Here is a 16,068-nt window from a genome sequence, read left to right on the forward strand (position 1 = left end):
TTTAATATGAGTAAAATGCTTTCCATGTTGCTAATTCATCCATTGACATCTTGACAGGAATATAGTTACCTTTGGAAACCTCAGAGACAAAATCTGCCGTTTCTTTACGCTGATATATTTCAACAATTGCTTTCAATATGTCTTTGTCCTTGTCTTCGGGCTTTGCCACAATAACATTGATAAAAGGCTTCGCTGTTTCATTTTCATGAACAATGGCGTCCTTTAAAAGTAAGCCTGCTTCGACAGCAACCCCGTTATTAATAACCGCAAAATCAGTGTCTTCCATTACACGAGGAGTCGTCGCTCCATCCACAGGCACAATCGTTAAATTTTTAGGGTTATCTTTTATTCGGTCTTCTCCACCACTGCCATCAAAATTATCCGTGACCGTTAACAGGTCATATTCTTGCAAAAGTAACAATGCTCGCCCCCAGTTGGAAGGATCATTTGGCACAGCGATTTTAGCACCATCTTTTATATCTTCTATTCGATTGTATTTGTTCGAATAAAGACCAATAGGCGCCATAATCGTTGTACCAATCGCCTGTAAATCTGTACCGTTATTCGTATTAAACAAATTTAAGTAAGCAACGTGCTGAAAGGCATTGATATCAACTTCTCCCTCTGCCAATGCTTGATTGGGATCATATTGTGCCGAAAATGTCACAAGTTCTAATTGGATATCTTCCTTTGCAGCTTGCTCTTTAATATATTCCCACGTCTTTATTTCCGAACTACGAATGCCGACCTTCACAACATCTTTTCCTTCTGATTTTGAACATGCTACAAGTAAAAATAATAATGAAATGAGTCCTATTAGATAATGTATTTTCTTCATGGCCAGCTCTCCTTTATGCTACTCTTCTTAACTTTCTTTCTATCGTATTGCCGATACTCTGGATAATTTGAACAAGTATTACTAAAATAACGACTGTTACTAAAATGGTAACATTATCAAAACGTTGATAGCCGTAAGTAATGGCTACATCCCCAAGACCGCCTCCACCTACTGCACCTGCCATTGCCGTTGCACCAATCAGTCCAATTGTTGCTGTCGTAACACTTAAAATTAATGATGGGAAGGCTTCAGGTAGTAAAAACTTATGAATAATTTGAAATGGAGAAGCCCCCATTGCTTTGGCAGCTTCAATAATGCCTTCATCTACTTCAAGAAGAGAGTTTTCAATTAATCTTGAAATATATGGTCCAATATGCAAGACTAACGGAACGATAGCAGCTGTTGTGCCAATAGCTGTTCCAACAAGTAAACGTGTAAATGGAATGATGGCAACTAATAAAATAATGAACGGAATGGATCGAAATGTATTTACAATCGGATTTACAATCGAGAAGATGATATTACTTTCAAGAATGTGCCCTTTTCGTGTAACAACTAAAACAACACCTAATATAAATCCTAAAATAGCGCCAAAAAATAATGAAATACTAACCATGTACAGCGTATCCAGCACTGCGTCGATAATAATTTGCGTGCTCACCTTCATGTGCAACAACCTCCTCTATATGAATATTTTTGCTTTGAATATATAAAAATGCCTTCTGAATTTCAGTTGCTGTACCAACTAGCTCTACAATTAAATGTCCGAATGGTATGCCTTGAAGCTCCGTAATATTGCCGAATAAAACATTAACATCGACAGCGAATTTTTTAGCTACTTGTGATACAACGGGCTGGCCTACATCCACCCCGATAAACTTGATATTATAAATACGCTTCGTTCCATCGATTACCTTGAGTTGATCGTAAATAGATTGAGGAATTTCGTTTCGCACAACAGATTGCACAAAGTTTTTCGTCGTTTCTTCCTTTGGTGCAGAAAAAATGTGTAATACATTGTCTTCTTCAATAATTTTCCCGTTTTCCATTACTGCTACTCGATTACAAATATCACGAATGACTTCCATTTCATGTGTAATCATTAAAATCGTAATGCCATACTCGATATTGACACGCTTTAGTAACGCTAATATTGATTTTGTCGTTTGCGGATCAAGAGCAGAAGTCGCCTCATCACATAATAGAATCGTTGGCTTTGTTATTAGAGCTCTCGCAATACCTACTCGTTGCTTTTGTCCACCTGATAATTCATCAATATAACGGTGCGCCTTATCTTCTAAGCCGACAAAAGTTAAGACCTCTTGAACTTGCGCTGATATTTTCGATTTTTTAGCCCCACTTAACACTAACGGCATCGCCACATTATCGAAAACCGTTTTTGAATGAAGAAGATTGAAGTGTTGAAAAATCATGCCGATATTTTTCTTTTCCTCACGTAATTGTCTTTTGCTTAATTTTGTCAAATTTTTCCCATTCACAAGTACTTGGCCAGATGTCGGCTCCTCTAGTAAATTCACAGTCCGAATTAAAGTACTTTTTCCAGCACCACTAAACCCAATCACGCCAAAAATATCTCCTTTTTGAACAGTTAAATTAATGTGATCTAACGCCTTTACAGTCGATTGCCCAACATGGAATTCCTTCGTCGTATCAATAAATTCAATCATCCACTTACCCCCTATTCACTTAAGTTCGAGCTATTAAAATTCACTTTAAAAACTAAAATACTGGTACGACAGCTCCCTTATATTGGTCTTCAAAAAACTTACGAGCCTTTTCACTAGTCAGCCATTTCACAACTTTTTGAATAGCAGCATCTTCCTGTTTTTCTTTCGTCGTTGCGATAATATTGACATATGGAGAATCTGATCCTTCCATAATGAGTGCATCCTCAAGTGGGTTATAGCCACCTTCTAAAGCGTAGTTCGTATTGATAGCAGATGCATCTACATCATCTAAGGAGCGAACTAACAGCAATGAATCGACACCGATAAATTGAATGTTCTTTTCATTTTTTGTAATATCCTCAACTGTGTAATCATTTTTCTTTGCATCGTCTAATTCGATAAGGTGATTATTTTTAAACAATAATAGTGCACGCGAAAAATTGACAACGTCATTTGGTACAGCTACTTTTGCATTTTGTGGTAAGTCTTTAATATCGTTAATCGTTTTTGAATAAACACCAAATGGCTCTATATGAATTCCTTTGACACTTACTAAATCTAAATTACTTTCTTTGTTCGTCTGTTCTAAAAAAGGGATATGCTGAAAATAATTGAAATCAAGTTCACCATCTGCTGTTTGTTGATTAGTTTGTACTGCATCTTTTAATATTGAAATATTTAGTTTCACACCATCTTTTGCAAGATCATCTGCTAAATACTCTAAAACTTCCGCATGTGGTACACTCGCTGCTCCTACTTTTAATGTCACTGTTTCGTCTTTTTTTGCCTGCCCTGAATCTGTACAGCCTGCTAATACAATAAATAATGTGCTGATAAGCAATAACCATATTTTTTTCATATCATATCTTCCTTAATTTATTAATTTACTTGGTTTTATAAGCAATAAAAACAGAGAATTTCATTTGCAATTGAATTGTGCTCTTTAAAAATTAAAGTATTTGAAATTTTCTATTTTTATTACAACAAATCTTATCTGTTTACTAGTGATTGGTCAATGCCTTTTTTTCTTATTTTTTCCACATATCTTTGAATAAACCATTTCCCACAAAGTGTTTTCCCTTATTTACGTACTTAAATCGCTATTTCTTCTCTAAAATGCAAAATAGTCATCATCAGATAGAATACTTTTAAGGTTCATATAGAAATTTTCTATTAGACCAACCGTTGTATACTAATCAAGCTTTCAAATCGTAAAATCAACTTCGATTTCCGCAGGCATATTATAAACCGAAACACTAATCGCTGATAAAACTCTAGTATCGCAGATAGCGCACGACGTAAGCCATAGGGGTCTTCGTTGACTAGTGAATTGTTTGCGTGCCTGGCACTTTGTAAAGACAGTAAAAAAGCATACTCGAAGTCGTACTTCGAGTATGCTTTGACTTTTAACTATCGTTCGTTCTTTTTATAAATCATTTAAAACATCTTCTACAAATTCCCATTCTTCATCCGTTTCGATAGGTAATAAATCCTCAATCGATCCATCTGCTCCAGGTACATACTGCGCAGCGAAAATATCTCGCTCCTCCATTGGCTCATCTGAGACAGCTACATATAGCACGTAAGATTTACCAAATTGGTCTGAGGCGAATGTATGAATCACCTCGCACACTTGATCCGTACCATCTTCATTCGTTACCGTAATAAGCTGTGGCTCTTCTTGGAATTCATCAAGAAGCGTTAATACAACTTCATTAATCATTTCCCATTCTGCTTCTGTTTCCACAGGTTGTAAATTGGTCATTTCTCCGTTGTTATCATCATAATCGAATGTCATAGCTGAAATATCACCAGGAATTTCCTGCCCATTTTCATCGATTAGGGAAAACAGTACATACGATTTTTCCTCTGCATCAAATGTAAAAACAACACGGCATGTTTGCTCTTTGCCATTGTCACCTATTATTATGAATTCTTGTGTTTCCTCGTTCATTTTTATTCCTCCTTACAAAAATTACTTATTGTCTAAGTTTCTATTTGCTCTATCATTACTACCACTTCTTCGGAACAACAAGTTGATGGCGTAAAAAAAGAACAAGGACCGCTTGTGCCATCCTTGTTCCCTACACTCTAAAATGAAAACAATTATTCTTCGTCTTCGTCCTCTAAAGCGTTTAAAACGTCTTCTACCATGTCCCACTCTGCTTCTGTTTCAATCGGTGTTAATTCGCCATCTTCACCGTTTTCAGATGGTACAAATGAAGATACGAAGATTTCTACAGAGCCATCTTCATCTTCTTCAGCGCCTACCATTGAGTAAAATACGTAAGATTTGCCGAACTCAGGAGACTCGTGTACGTGAATCACTTCGCAAAGCTGCTCGTTTCCGCTTTCGTCAATCACTGTAATGTGTTGTACGTGTAATTCTTCTTCATGGTTATGCTCGTGTGCCATGTTTGCCACCTCATTAATTAGTTTTTGCTATCTAAATAGCCTTGTAAAATCATCACAGCCGCCATTTTATCAATGACTTGCTTGCGTTTTTTGCGACTTACGTCCGCTTCGATTAGCATGCGCTCGGCAGCCATCGTCGTTAAACGCTCATCCCAAAGTTTAACCGGCAGTGAAAATGTATCTTCTAATAACTTTTTATAGTTTTCAGAAGCTTCACCACGCGGTCCTACCGTATTATTCATGTTTTTCGGGAACCCTACAACAAATTCAGTAATAGTATATTCCTTCACTAGCTCAGCAATACGGTCGATGCCGAATTCGCCATTTGCTTCATCAATTTTTACGGTTTCAATACCTTGGGCCGTCCAGCCAAGTGCGTCGCTAATTGCAACACCTACTGTTTTCGACCCAACGTCCAATCCCATAATTCTCATTTCTAGCCCTCGTTATTCTTTTTGATATAAAATTTAACAAGCTCTTCTAGAATTTCGTCACGCTCTAGCTTGCGAATTAAATTACGAGCATCCTGATGGCGAGGAATATACGCCGGATCACCAGAAAGTAAGTAACCGACAATCTGATTGATAGGATTATATCCCTTTTCCTCTAATGAAGAATGTACTTTCAACATTACCTGCTTGACTTCCTGTTCCATTGATTCTTCTGGAAAATTAAATTTCATCGTTTGATCAAATGAACTCATGACCAGCACCTCGCTTTCAGAAATAAGGAGATGTGCAAAAGAAGCTCATCTCCGATTTCTCTTTATTATAACCGATTTGACGTATTAATTAAATGGATTTAACGTAATCATACACAGAAAGTAGCGCTTCATCAAGTTTTGATGCATCTTTTGCACCTGCCATCGCCATATCTGGACGACCGCCACCTTTACCGCCACAAGCTTCCGCAACCATTTTCACAATATTTCCTGCATGGTAATTGCCACCAACTAAATCTTTCGTGACACCTGCACATAACATCACTTTATCGCCATCAACAGCACCTAATACAACAACAGCTTTCGTCATTTTACCTTTTAAGTCATCCATCATTTGACGCAATTGGTTGTTGTCTTTTGCTTCCACTTTAGTTGAAAGTACTGTTACATCACCAAAAGTTTGTGCTGCATCTACGATAGCGCCTGCTTGAGCATTCGCAATTTTTTGTGACAACCCTTCATTTTCACGTTGTAATTCTTTGTAGTCTGCTTGTAATGCATGGACTTTTGTCACAATATCTTTCGGATTTGCTTTTAAAAGTGCTGCTGCATCATTTAAAAGCGCCTCTTCTTCTTTGACTGCCTCATATGCCACTTTACCAGTTACAGCCTCGATACGACGAGTTCCCGCGCCAATACCACCTTCTGAAACAATTTTAAAGAAGCCTATTTCAGAAGAACGTTTTACATGTATACCACCGCAAAGTTCGATTGAATAATCACCAATCGATACGACGCGAACGATATCACCGTATTTCTCTCCGAATAATGCCATTGCTCCCATTGCTCTCGCTTCATCAATCGCTTTTTCTTCAATCACGACTTCAATATCTTCCCACACTTTTTCGTTAACGATACGTTCAATTTGTTGTAATTCTTCTTTTGTTACTTGACCGAAGTGAGAGAAGTCAAAACGCAAACGATCTGGACCAACATATGATCCTGCTTGGTTCACATGATCACCTAATATATCTTTTAATGCACGTTGCATAATGTGCGTTGCTGTATGGTTTTTAATGATTAGATTACGTTCCTCACGATTAACAACCGCTTTTACCGCATCTTCAACATGCATTTCGCCTGATTCCACAAGAACCGTGTGTAACGGTTGTCCATTTGGTGCTTTTTGAACATCCTTAACGATTGCTGTAAAGCCATCATTAGCAATTACACCGCTATCCGCAATTTGTCCACCCATTTCAGCATAGAATGGTGTTTTTGCTAATACAACTAGCGCTTCTTGACCTTCTGAAGCTACTTTAGTTACTTGTCCATTAACAATCATCGCTGCAATTTCAGTTTCAACCGATAATGTATCATACCCAACAAATTCACTTGCTACTGTTAAGTTTGCTAGAACTTCATTTTGTACTTGCATTGAATCAACATCCTGGCGAGCAGCACGCGCACGCTCACGTTGCTCGTTCATTGCAACTTCAAATCCTTCGTGATCTACCTTCATGCCTACTTCTTCCGCATATTCTTCTGTTAATTCAATTGGGAAGCCGTACGTGTCATAAAGACGGAATGCATCTGCTCCAGGTATATAATCATGACCTGCTGCTTTTTGAGCTTCCACAACCTCGTTAAAGATCGTAAGACCGCCATCTAATGTTTCATGGAAACGAATTTCCTCGTTTTTAATAACACGTTGGATAAATTCGCATTTCTCCGTAACTTCTGGGTAGAAATCAACCATAATTTCGCCAACTGTAGGTACTAATTCAAACATGAATGGTTTTTCAATACCAATTTGCTTAGCGTAACGCACTGCACGACGTAGTAAACGACGTAATACGTACCCACGGCCTTCATTTGAAGGAAGTGCACCGTCACCGATAGCAAATGCTACAGTACGGATATGGTCTGCAATCACCTTGAAAGGCGTATTAATGTCTTCTTCTGAGCCGAAGATTTCGCTTAATGCAACTTCACCTGGACGTTTGTATTTTCGATTTGCAAACTGTTCAATTTTTTCAATGATTGGCATGAATAAATCTGTATCAAAGTTCGTCGGTACATTTTGCACAACCGAAACAATACGTTCTAGACCCATCCCTGTATCAATATTTTGCTTTGGTAATGGTGTATAAGTGCCGTCTGGATTGTGGTTAAATTGAGAGAACACTAAGTTCCAAACTTCTAAATAACGCTCGTTTTCACCACCAGGATACATTTCTGGATCATTTTGATCTGAACCATATTCTTCTCCTCGGTCGTAGAAAATTTCTGAGTTTGGACCAGATGGACCTTCACCGATATCCCAGAAGTTTCCTTCTAAACGAATTAAGCGTTCTTCAGGAATGCCAATTTCGTTATGCCAAACATCATATGCTTCTTGGTCTTCTGGATGTATTGTAATCGATAAAAGTTCAGGGTCAAAGCCCATCCACTTTTTGTCCGTTAAAAATTCCCATGCATAATGAATTGCCTCTTTTTTGAAGTAATCGCCAATAGAAAAGTTCCCTAGCATTTCAAAGAATGTATGGTGACGTGCAGTCTTCCCTACATTTTCAATATCGTTCGTACGAATTGATTTTTGTGCATTTGTAATACGTGGATTATCAGGAATAATACGACCGTCAAAATAAGGTTTTAATGTAGCAACACCTGAGTTAATCCAAAGTAATGAAGGGTCATTAATTGGCACAAGTGGTGCTGATGGTTCATGATGATGTCCTTTTTCTTTAAAGAATTCTAAATACAAACGGCGAATTTCTGCTGCTTTCATATGAAAAGTTCCTCCTCAAATTGTGTAAAATTACGATATGAATCCGCTTGTACGCATAAAAAAGCCCTCATCCCAAAAAGGGACGAGGACTTTGTGTATTGTCTCGCGGTACCACCCTAGTTGTAAGCATAATATACATACTTACCTCTTTAGCACTTGTAACGTAAGTGAACGGCAGGGATTAGCTGCACTCTGGAGTAGCTTTCGGCACTTGTTAACGTGAGGATTTTTTCAGCCTAGAAATCCCTTTCTTCACACGCACAAATACGTACTTTTTCCATCATCGTTTTTTCTATTTTCTAACGCACATTATAAAAAAATTATGTTCTTCTGTCAATCATTGCATTTCTATTCTATACAAAATTATCGAATTCTTCAAACATAAGTCGTTTCTTGAAAGTTATTTTTTTAAGAAATTTTCTACTCTTTGCATAAATGGCTCGCGATTATAAGTTTGGTAGAGCAAGCTCGATAAGCGAACAGGATCTCCAAAGAAATATCGCTCATAAAGTGTTTGCCTTGTGCCAAAAGTACTCATCGTTAAATCCCACGCTAGGCGGAATTTTTTCACACGGTCCTCTCCACCATCTCTAAATGACTGTAAATAATGCTCTAAGTCCCCATTATCTGCGGCAAATGCTTTTTCACTTGGAATAGACATTAATCCACTTGCACCAAGTAATTGGATTATTTCCGTAAAGGTTGGATAGACTTTTGGGAAAACTTGAATGGCAACTTGCAATGTTGGTAAATCTGGTCTTATAAAGCCAAAAACATCCCTTTTTGCTTCTATTTCTGATTTAAGTAATAAAGCCTTCATTGTTTCTAGCGTTACAATGATTTCAACTACTTTTTGTTGCACATGCTGATAACTACCGATATTAATCGTATCAACAATGGATTGTACTACGCCTAAAACAAATTCAGTTTTAGCAATTTGGCGAGACAATACTTGATGTAAAGAATATGCTTGGAAGCCACTCACATTCATGAAACTATTCGCAACTTCTGTATTTTCATAATAAAATACGCGATCCCACGGTACTACGACATCGTCAAATACAACAATCGCATCCATTTCCTCAAATCGAGCGCTTAGTGGATAATCGAACGTGGATTCACCGCCAACAAAAGACTGTCTACATAAAAATTTCAATCCTTTAGTATTACTAGGTATGGAGAAACCAAATCCTTTTTCCTTATCAATACCATTCGTTGATAAAACAAGGAGCTCATCAGTAATGCCACCCTGTGTTGCAAGCAATCTTGCCCCTTTAATGACCAAACCTTCGCTCGTTTTCCCTACAATTTTAGCCGCAATGATGACCTCATCATCTTCATAATGAAAACTATGACGGTTTACTTGAGGCTCGATAAACGTATGTGTCATCGTTAAATCATTTTCACGTGCATATTCATAATAATTCAGCAGATGATCTGGAAAACAATTCGGCTTATCTTTTAAGTATTCGGCTGCTGAAGCCAATGCCATTAAAGTAGTGTTCATATAATCAGGACTTCTTCCCATAAATCCATGATTAGATAAAGCCCACTCTCGAGCAGCTTGACGTCTTTTCACCAAATCTTCGTCCTTTGTCACTTGTAAATAAGACATCCCGACCCGCTGGTTACTCGTAGGTGACAGATAAGTCATACTATCATGTAAATTTTCATCATGCTGCAAATCAAAAAGTTTAGCCTGACTTTGTATAACACCTTTAAATGCCGGATGTTCGGAAACATTTCCCATCACGACTTCCCCATCTATCGATATATATGTTTGCAATGCGTCAATGCGTTTAATATATTGCTGGCCTGTAATTGCTGGCATACATTCACCCCTAATATGGACCTATGTTTTAATTCTCATGTATTATATGACCTATTAGGCTAAATCGTTCCTCGCATCTTATCTGTATGATAAACGCTCAAACGGTGCTATTTTTGTTTGCACATAAAAAAATAAATTGAGTAAGCCCCTACAAAATAAACCCGCATCTTCATGGAAGATACGGGTTTGTTTTGTCTAGTCGAAGAAGGCAATTAGAAGCCTTCCTCTGCTATTGTGCATATGGTGAGACCATTTTTTTAAACTGCGAGAAGGATGTTTGTTGATCGCTGTATAAACGTTTAATTTGGTAAACATCATCATACGGATTGTTGTAACCAGGCTTTGTTGAAAAGGCCATTGCAAAACCTGCTTCTTTTACAGCATAAATTGTATTGGTATTATATTGACCAAATGGATAAGCAAATGCTTTTGCCCCCGGAATTATTGTTAAACTACGCTTTAAATCTTGTACAACTTCATGATATGGTATCAGCAGCATTTTTCCTTTATTCCCGATCATATCATGTAAATTGTAAGTATGAGACTCATACGTAAAGACATCTTGCATAAGCTCCATATCTTGTCTTGAAAGTGCTTGTAAATCATTATAATTAAATAGTTGCTCTGCGGGAGAATATTCATTTCGATACGTAATTAAAAATTGCGTTGCTTGAAAACCATGTTTTTTTAATATCGGATAAGCATATTCCCTTGTTGATAATAAACCATCATCAAATGTTAAGACGATAGAATACGCAGGCAATGTAATTTCGTTACGCATAAAACGTAATAAATCATCAGCGCTAACCGTTTCAAATTTTTTATCTTTCAAATACTTCATTTCATTAGCGAATTGAGTATCTGTCATTGTAGTACTTACATTTTTAAAGCGCCCAAGCTCATGCACCTTCAATAAATGATGATACATCATAACAGGAACACCACGATCTAAAGCTACCTTAGAACTGTGAATATAGCCTTCACGTCCACCAATTGTCGTTACATACCAATTGGCTTCTTTTCGTAATATAGGATAACGTCGATTAGTATCAAGCTTTGCAAATGGCATTAATTTGTTAGCTGTTCGATCATAAATTTCACTATTTCCTGATATTGGAATGAAATGTTGATTTAATACTGCATTATCCTTACCAATATTTTTATAAGTTGGCGTATTCACAAACTTCACTTTCGATTTTTCAGCATAGACAAACGTCTTGCCCCAACGAACTTGGACATACGTTTCATCTCCTACACCTGCAACTTCCAATTGCTGACCTTTTAAAAGCGTCGCTATAGACATTGGTTGTTCTCTACGAAGGTCATAAAGCACAATGTTTTCTAATGCTTCAATATAGCCATTTTGCTTACTTGGCAGTGTCGGTGTTGGGTTTGGAGTTGGGTTTGGAGTTGGAGTTGGCTTTTCAGTCGGCTTTGTTGATGTATCTGTCTCTTGTCCTTTTTCTTCTTTAACAAAATTACTATGTACATAACCAAGTCGTCCGTTCACAGCAATTCCGTACCAACTGCCCATTCTACTATAAATAGGGAAGCGAACACCTTCCGACAATGTTGCAAATTGCACCAACTTATTACTTGTATTATCATATATAGGCGTTACCTTTGTTGCTACAATATAATCTTTTATTTTCGCAACTGAAGGAACAGTATTTTTATATGTTGTGGATGGAACAACGGTTGTATATCGTTTATCGACATAACCATAACTACCGCCCCAACGAATTTGCCACCAATTTGCCCCATAATCTTTTGTCACTTCAAAAGTTTGTCCTCCAGATAATGTTCCTACTTGTTCAAGTGAGCCTGAACGATTATCAAAGACAGTTGCTTCCTCATTCACTTGAATAACGACATTACTGGCATGTACCTTCTGTACGAACGGTAATAACAGCATGAATAGAAGCAATAACACGATGCGTTTCACTTTCTTCACCTCATAAAACTTATTTTCAATTTTTATTCATCCATAAAATCATATGGAGAAATGCCATCCATTCCAATCATTGGATGTATATATGGAACCGTATCTACTGTTAGCTGTAGAACAGTCACAGGCTCCTCTTGTCGGTCTTCTTCTGCAATTCTCTCCACTGATGTCTCCTTCACTTCAATAACCTCATTGGATGATGCATCCATTGGGTTAAGTCGTGCTCGCAGAGACGTGAACCGTTGTAAATCGTCTGTACGCTGTAAGCCATTAGCTAGCACATCTGGCTCACCACATAAAATTAAGAAATTTTTCGCTCGCGTAATTCCAGTGTATAACAAATTACGACGTAGCATTTTAGAATAGCCACGAACAACTGGCATAATTACCGTTTGAAACTCTGAGCCTTGCGATTTATGGATAGAACAACAATACGCAAGGGTTAACTGATTAAGATCGCTCCGTTGGTAAGTTACTTCAATACCATCAAATGACACGACAAGCAAATCCTGCTTTTCAATCGTTTCCTTTGCTTTAATAATACTAATGACTTCCCCCATATCTCCGTTAAAGACATTGCTTTCTGGCTGGTTTACAAGCTGTAGCACCTTGTCCTTAATTCGATACGTTACATCACCAAAGATAAGCTCTTTTCTTGAGCCTGTATCATTCGGATTAACAAGGTCTTGAATCATTTTATTTAAATTATCGATTCCAGCAGGCCCTTTATACATCGGTGCTAAAACTTGTATATTACGAATTTCCTGACCTTTCGATACAGCACTTTTTACAACTTGCGTTACGACGTTTGCCACTTGATCTGGTGATGCTTTAATAAATGAACGATCAGACGTTTTCATCGCCAAATCATTAGGAATTGTCCCACGTTTAATTTGATGGGCAAGTTCAATAATCGTTGAACCTTCCGCCTGACGATAAACATCAGTCAGTTCAACTGTCGGAATTTGTTGCGAGGCAAGTAAATCTTTGAGTACTTGTCCTGGACCGACTGGTGGTAACTGATCCTGGTCACCTACAAAGACAACTTGAACATCCTCATGTAATGATTTTAATAATTGATGGGCAAGCCATGTATCAACCATTGACATTTCATCGACAATTATAAGTTTTCCAGTAACCTCTCGCTCGGTTTCTTCTTCCTTCTCCTGGCCAGTAAAACCTAACAAACGGTGAATTGTCATAGCAGGTAGCTCTGTGGACTCTGATAATCGTTTAGCAGCACGTCCTGTTGGTGCACATAAAATGATAGGAAACGGCTCTTCTTTTTGCGCATATTCCTTAGGATTTAATGATAGACCGTGAAGCTTTGCATATACTTCTACAATACCTCTGACAACAGTCGTTTTTCCTGTACCAGGACCACCCGTCAAAATCATCACAGCTGAATTAAGGGCCTGTTCAATCGCAAATGCTTGTGTTTCTGCATAGGTGACGTTTAAAAAAGCTTCCGTATCCCCGATAGCCTTGCGAATTTCATCTTTACTAAAATGCTTAGCCTGACTATTTCGTTCGGTTAACGCAATAATTTTTGAAGCAATTCCAATCTCAGAAAAATATAGTGATGGCAAATAAAGCCTTGTTTCTTCACCATATATTTTATTTTCCTCACGCATATCGATACATGCCTTAGAGATTGCTTCATACGGAATTTCTTGGCGTTGACTTTGCTCGAGCATATCTTTCACTTGTGGTAAAACGTGCTCCGCATCTAAAAATACATGGCCGTCTGATAATGCAGCTGTATTTAGAGTATGTAAAATTGCAGCCTTAATACGGTCAGGATGATTACCAGTAATGCCTAATTTTGCACCAAGCTCATCTGCCCGAAAAAAGCCGACACCATCCACATCTTCAATAAGGCGATAAGGATTTTCAGTTAAAAAGTCAATTGTTTCTGTACGATACGTTTGATAAATTTTCATACCGAGCTGCGGGCCAAATCCCCATTCATTCAATTGAATCATGACACGCTCTAATCCAAGATTTTGCTCAATTGTGCGATGAATGACTTCCTTTTTTTCAGCCGATAATCGAGGTACAACATCGAGCACATTTGGATCTTCTAATATAAGACGGATCGTATTGGCACCAAGCTTTTCAACAATTGTTTCAGCAGTTTTCTTTCCTATACCAACAAATAAGTCACTTGATAAGTAATGAACAATTCCTTGCTCAGTTGCGGGCACTTCCTTTGTAAACGTCTCAACTTGAAATTGTACACCATATTTTGGATGTTGTCTCATACTACCTGTAAAACGATATTGTTCGTCCATTTGCAATTGCGGGAAATAACCAACTACAATAATTTCCTTATCGTCATATTGCAAATTAGTTTCTTGAATTTTCACACGTACAATAGAATACATATTTTGAGTATTATGGAAAACGGATACAATAGGACGTCCGAGAATAAATAGCTTATTCAACTCAAATAAATCTAGATTTTCTGTCATTATCGATTCGTCCCCTTCTCGTATATTTCAATTTTATTATTTTACCACAGCACGTTAAAAAATATCGTTTTAACTAGAAAAACCTAAAAATTTTTAACATTATTTTGACAAATGACGAATTACCGCTAATTTAACTCTAACCATGCTATGATAGATACAATGAACTTGTTGTTTGGAAGGATTGTGAAGCTATTGGAATTTAGACCTTGCATCGATTTACATGATGGCAAAGTGAAACAAATTGTTGGAAGCACACTTGGACATACAGATCAAGAAGTTATCGAAAATTTCATTTCAGATTATGACTCTAGCTATTATGCTAACATGTTTGCAGAGGATCAATTAGTAGGTGGTCATGTCATCATGCTTGGCAGTGGAAATGAGCATGCCGCAATAGCAGCATTAGCAGCATATCCAGGAGGCCTACAAGTCGGCGGCGGCATTACTTCAGAAAACGCAAAAAAGTACATAGATGCGGGTGCCTCGCATGTTATCGTAACATCCTATATCTTTCATGATGGAAAACTCGATATTAATCGCTTAGAGCAACTAGTTCATGCCATCGGGAAAAAACATCTCGTAATTGACCTAAGCTGCAGAATGCGCGATAATAAATGGTTTGTAGTAACTGATAAATGGACCAAGTTTAGTGATTTTGAAGTGAATGCAAAGACCATTGCCTATATTGAGAAATTTTGTGATGAATTACTGATTCACGCCGTCGATGTAGAAGGAAAAAAAGGTGGTATGCAGGAAAGCTTAGTACGGGATTTAGCTGCTTGGACATCCATTCCAACAACCTATGCTGGCGGAGTTCGTTCTTTAGAAGACTTAGAAAAATTCAAAGCAATTTCAAATGGTAAGCTTCATATCACAATTGGTAGCTCACTTTCTATTTTTGGTGGAGATTTACCTTATGTTGAAGTTGTGAATTATTGTAAAAAAGGCGGGATACTGTGAAACTAATATATAATGATTTTGTTTTTCCATTTGAAGAGACAAATTTAGAACGCATTATTGATAGAAAATATTTCAAGGTGAATACGTTAGATGATTCTTTATCATTACAGATTCAACTTGATAACGAACAAATGTTACTTGAGTTTTCTAAATCGTTAAAAGCAACTTGTGGCTTCCTTCGTGATCAAGAAACCGAACCATATATCGGTACTTATATTGACTTACAACTATTCGTTGACGAATTCAATAAGCGTTACAATTTAGATGCTAAAATTATCGTTTAAAATAATAAAAACGCAGACAAAATACTTCGAGGGCCATACCTTTCGAAGTATTTTTTTATTTTAGAAGCGGATAATGTCCTTCAAAAACAAAGACACAACAATTAATTAAAGCCGTGCCTGTGGAATGGGAGCGCTTGGAACGAGAATCAACGGTGTCTTACCGTGTGTTGCATGCATT

The 16,068-nt window shown here is 37.5% G+C and carries 14 protein-coding genes and 1 other annotated feature; of the genes, 2 read left to right on the plus strand and 12 right to left on the minus strand.

What is annotated here, in order from left to right:
- Position 1: 1 nt before the first annotated feature.
- The 12 genes from ACIP9G_RS05295 to recD2 form a co-directional block, all read right to left on the minus strand.
- Positions 2 to 838 (minus strand): MetQ/NlpA family ABC transporter substrate-binding protein, encoded by an 837-nt coding sequence (locus ACIP9G_RS05295; RefSeq protein ID WP_401017950.1) that lies wholly within the window; start codon positions 836 to 838, stop codon positions 2 to 4.
- Positions 839 to 851: 13 nt separating this feature from the next.
- On the minus strand, positions 852 to 1,505 hold the full coding sequence (locus ACIP9G_RS05300; protein ID WP_340823510.1) for a methionine ABC transporter permease: 654 nt from the start codon (positions 1,503 to 1,505) through the stop codon (positions 852 to 854).
- On the minus strand, positions 1,447 to 2,526 hold the full coding sequence (locus ACIP9G_RS05305) for a methionine ABC transporter ATP-binding protein (protein WP_401017954.1): 1,080 nt from the start codon (positions 2,524 to 2,526) through the stop codon (positions 1,447 to 1,449). The genes ACIP9G_RS05300 and ACIP9G_RS05305 overlap by 59 nt, the downstream gene beginning before the upstream one ends.
- A gap of 52 nt (positions 2,527 to 2,578) precedes the next feature.
- The gene (locus tag ACIP9G_RS05310) at positions 2,579 to 3,385 is read right to left on the minus strand and encodes a MetQ/NlpA family ABC transporter substrate-binding protein (RefSeq protein ID WP_340823507.1); all 807 of its coding nucleotides are present in this window, start codon (positions 3,383 to 3,385) and stop codon (positions 2,579 to 2,581) included.
- Between the two features lie 567 nt (positions 3,386 to 3,952).
- Entirely contained in the window at positions 3,953 to 4,480 is a 528-nt protein-coding gene (locus ACIP9G_RS05315) for a DUF1292 domain-containing protein (protein WP_401017955.1), read from the minus strand.
- Between the two features lie 152 nt (positions 4,481 to 4,632).
- Positions 4,633 to 4,941, minus strand: a complete 309-nt coding sequence (locus ACIP9G_RS05320) for a DUF1292 domain-containing protein (RefSeq protein ID WP_401017958.1) — start codon at positions 4,939 to 4,941, stop codon at positions 4,633 to 4,635.
- A 17-nt stretch (positions 4,942 to 4,958) separates the two neighbouring features.
- Positions 4,959 to 5,375: a Holliday junction resolvase RuvX gene (gene ruvX / locus ACIP9G_RS05325; RefSeq protein WP_340823504.1), complete on the minus strand. Its 417-nt coding sequence runs from the start codon at positions 5,373 to 5,375 to the stop codon at positions 4,959 to 4,961.
- Positions 5,376 to 5,377: 2 nt separating this feature from the next.
- A complete protein-coding gene (locus ACIP9G_RS05330; protein ID WP_024363117.1) occupies positions 5,378 to 5,644 on the minus strand; it encodes an IreB family regulatory phosphoprotein in 267 nt (88 codons plus the stop codon).
- Between the two features lie 88 nt (positions 5,645 to 5,732).
- Positions 5,733 to 8,393 carry an alanine--tRNA ligase gene (gene alaS / locus ACIP9G_RS05335; protein WP_401017960.1) on the minus strand — a complete coding sequence of 887 codons (2,661 nt, stop codon included), beginning with the start codon at positions 8,391 to 8,393 and terminating at the stop codon, positions 5,733 to 5,735.
- Between the two features lie 75 nt (positions 8,394 to 8,468).
- Positions 8,469 to 8,686: a binding site (T-box leader), on the minus strand.
- Positions 8,687 to 8,793: 107 nt separating this feature from the next.
- Positions 8,794 to 10,224, minus strand: a complete 1,431-nt coding sequence (gene hpaB / locus ACIP9G_RS05340; RefSeq protein WP_401017963.1) for a 4-hydroxyphenylacetate 3-monooxygenase, oxygenase component — start codon at positions 10,222 to 10,224, stop codon at positions 8,794 to 8,796.
- Positions 10,225 to 10,453: 229 nt separating this feature from the next.
- Positions 10,454 to 12,169, minus strand: coding sequence for a polysaccharide deacetylase family protein (locus tag ACIP9G_RS05345; RefSeq protein ID WP_401017967.1), 1,716 nt, complete (start codon positions 12,167 to 12,169; stop codon positions 10,454 to 10,456).
- A 32-nt stretch (positions 12,170 to 12,201) separates the two neighbouring features.
- On the minus strand, positions 12,202 to 14,646 hold the full coding sequence (gene recD2, locus ACIP9G_RS05350; RefSeq protein WP_401017970.1) for an SF1B family DNA helicase RecD2: 2,445 nt from the start codon (positions 14,644 to 14,646) through the stop codon (positions 12,202 to 12,204).
- A 192-nt stretch (positions 14,647 to 14,838) separates the two neighbouring features.
- Here recD2 and hisA point away from each other — a divergent pair, with 192 nt between their 5' ends.
- Together hisA and ACIP9G_RS05360 are read left to right on the plus strand one after the other, a co-directional pair.
- Positions 14,839 to 15,606, plus strand: coding sequence for a phosphoribosylformimino-5-aminoimidazole carboxamide ribotide isomerase (gene hisA / locus ACIP9G_RS05355; RefSeq protein WP_401017973.1), 768 nt, complete (start codon positions 14,839 to 14,841; stop codon positions 15,604 to 15,606).
- The gene (locus tag ACIP9G_RS05360) at positions 15,603 to 15,890 is read left to right on the plus strand and encodes a hypothetical protein (RefSeq protein WP_340823497.1); all 288 of its coding nucleotides are present in this window, start codon (positions 15,603 to 15,605) and stop codon (positions 15,888 to 15,890) included. The genes hisA and ACIP9G_RS05360 overlap by 4 nt, the downstream gene beginning before the upstream one ends.
- The last annotated feature ends 178 nt before the right edge of the window (positions 15,891 to 16,068 follow it).

This window comes from Lysinibacillus sp. NPDC093197, assembly GCF_044754025.1.
Lineage (GTDB): Bacteria > Bacillota > Bacilli > Bacillales_A > Planococcaceae > Lysinibacillus.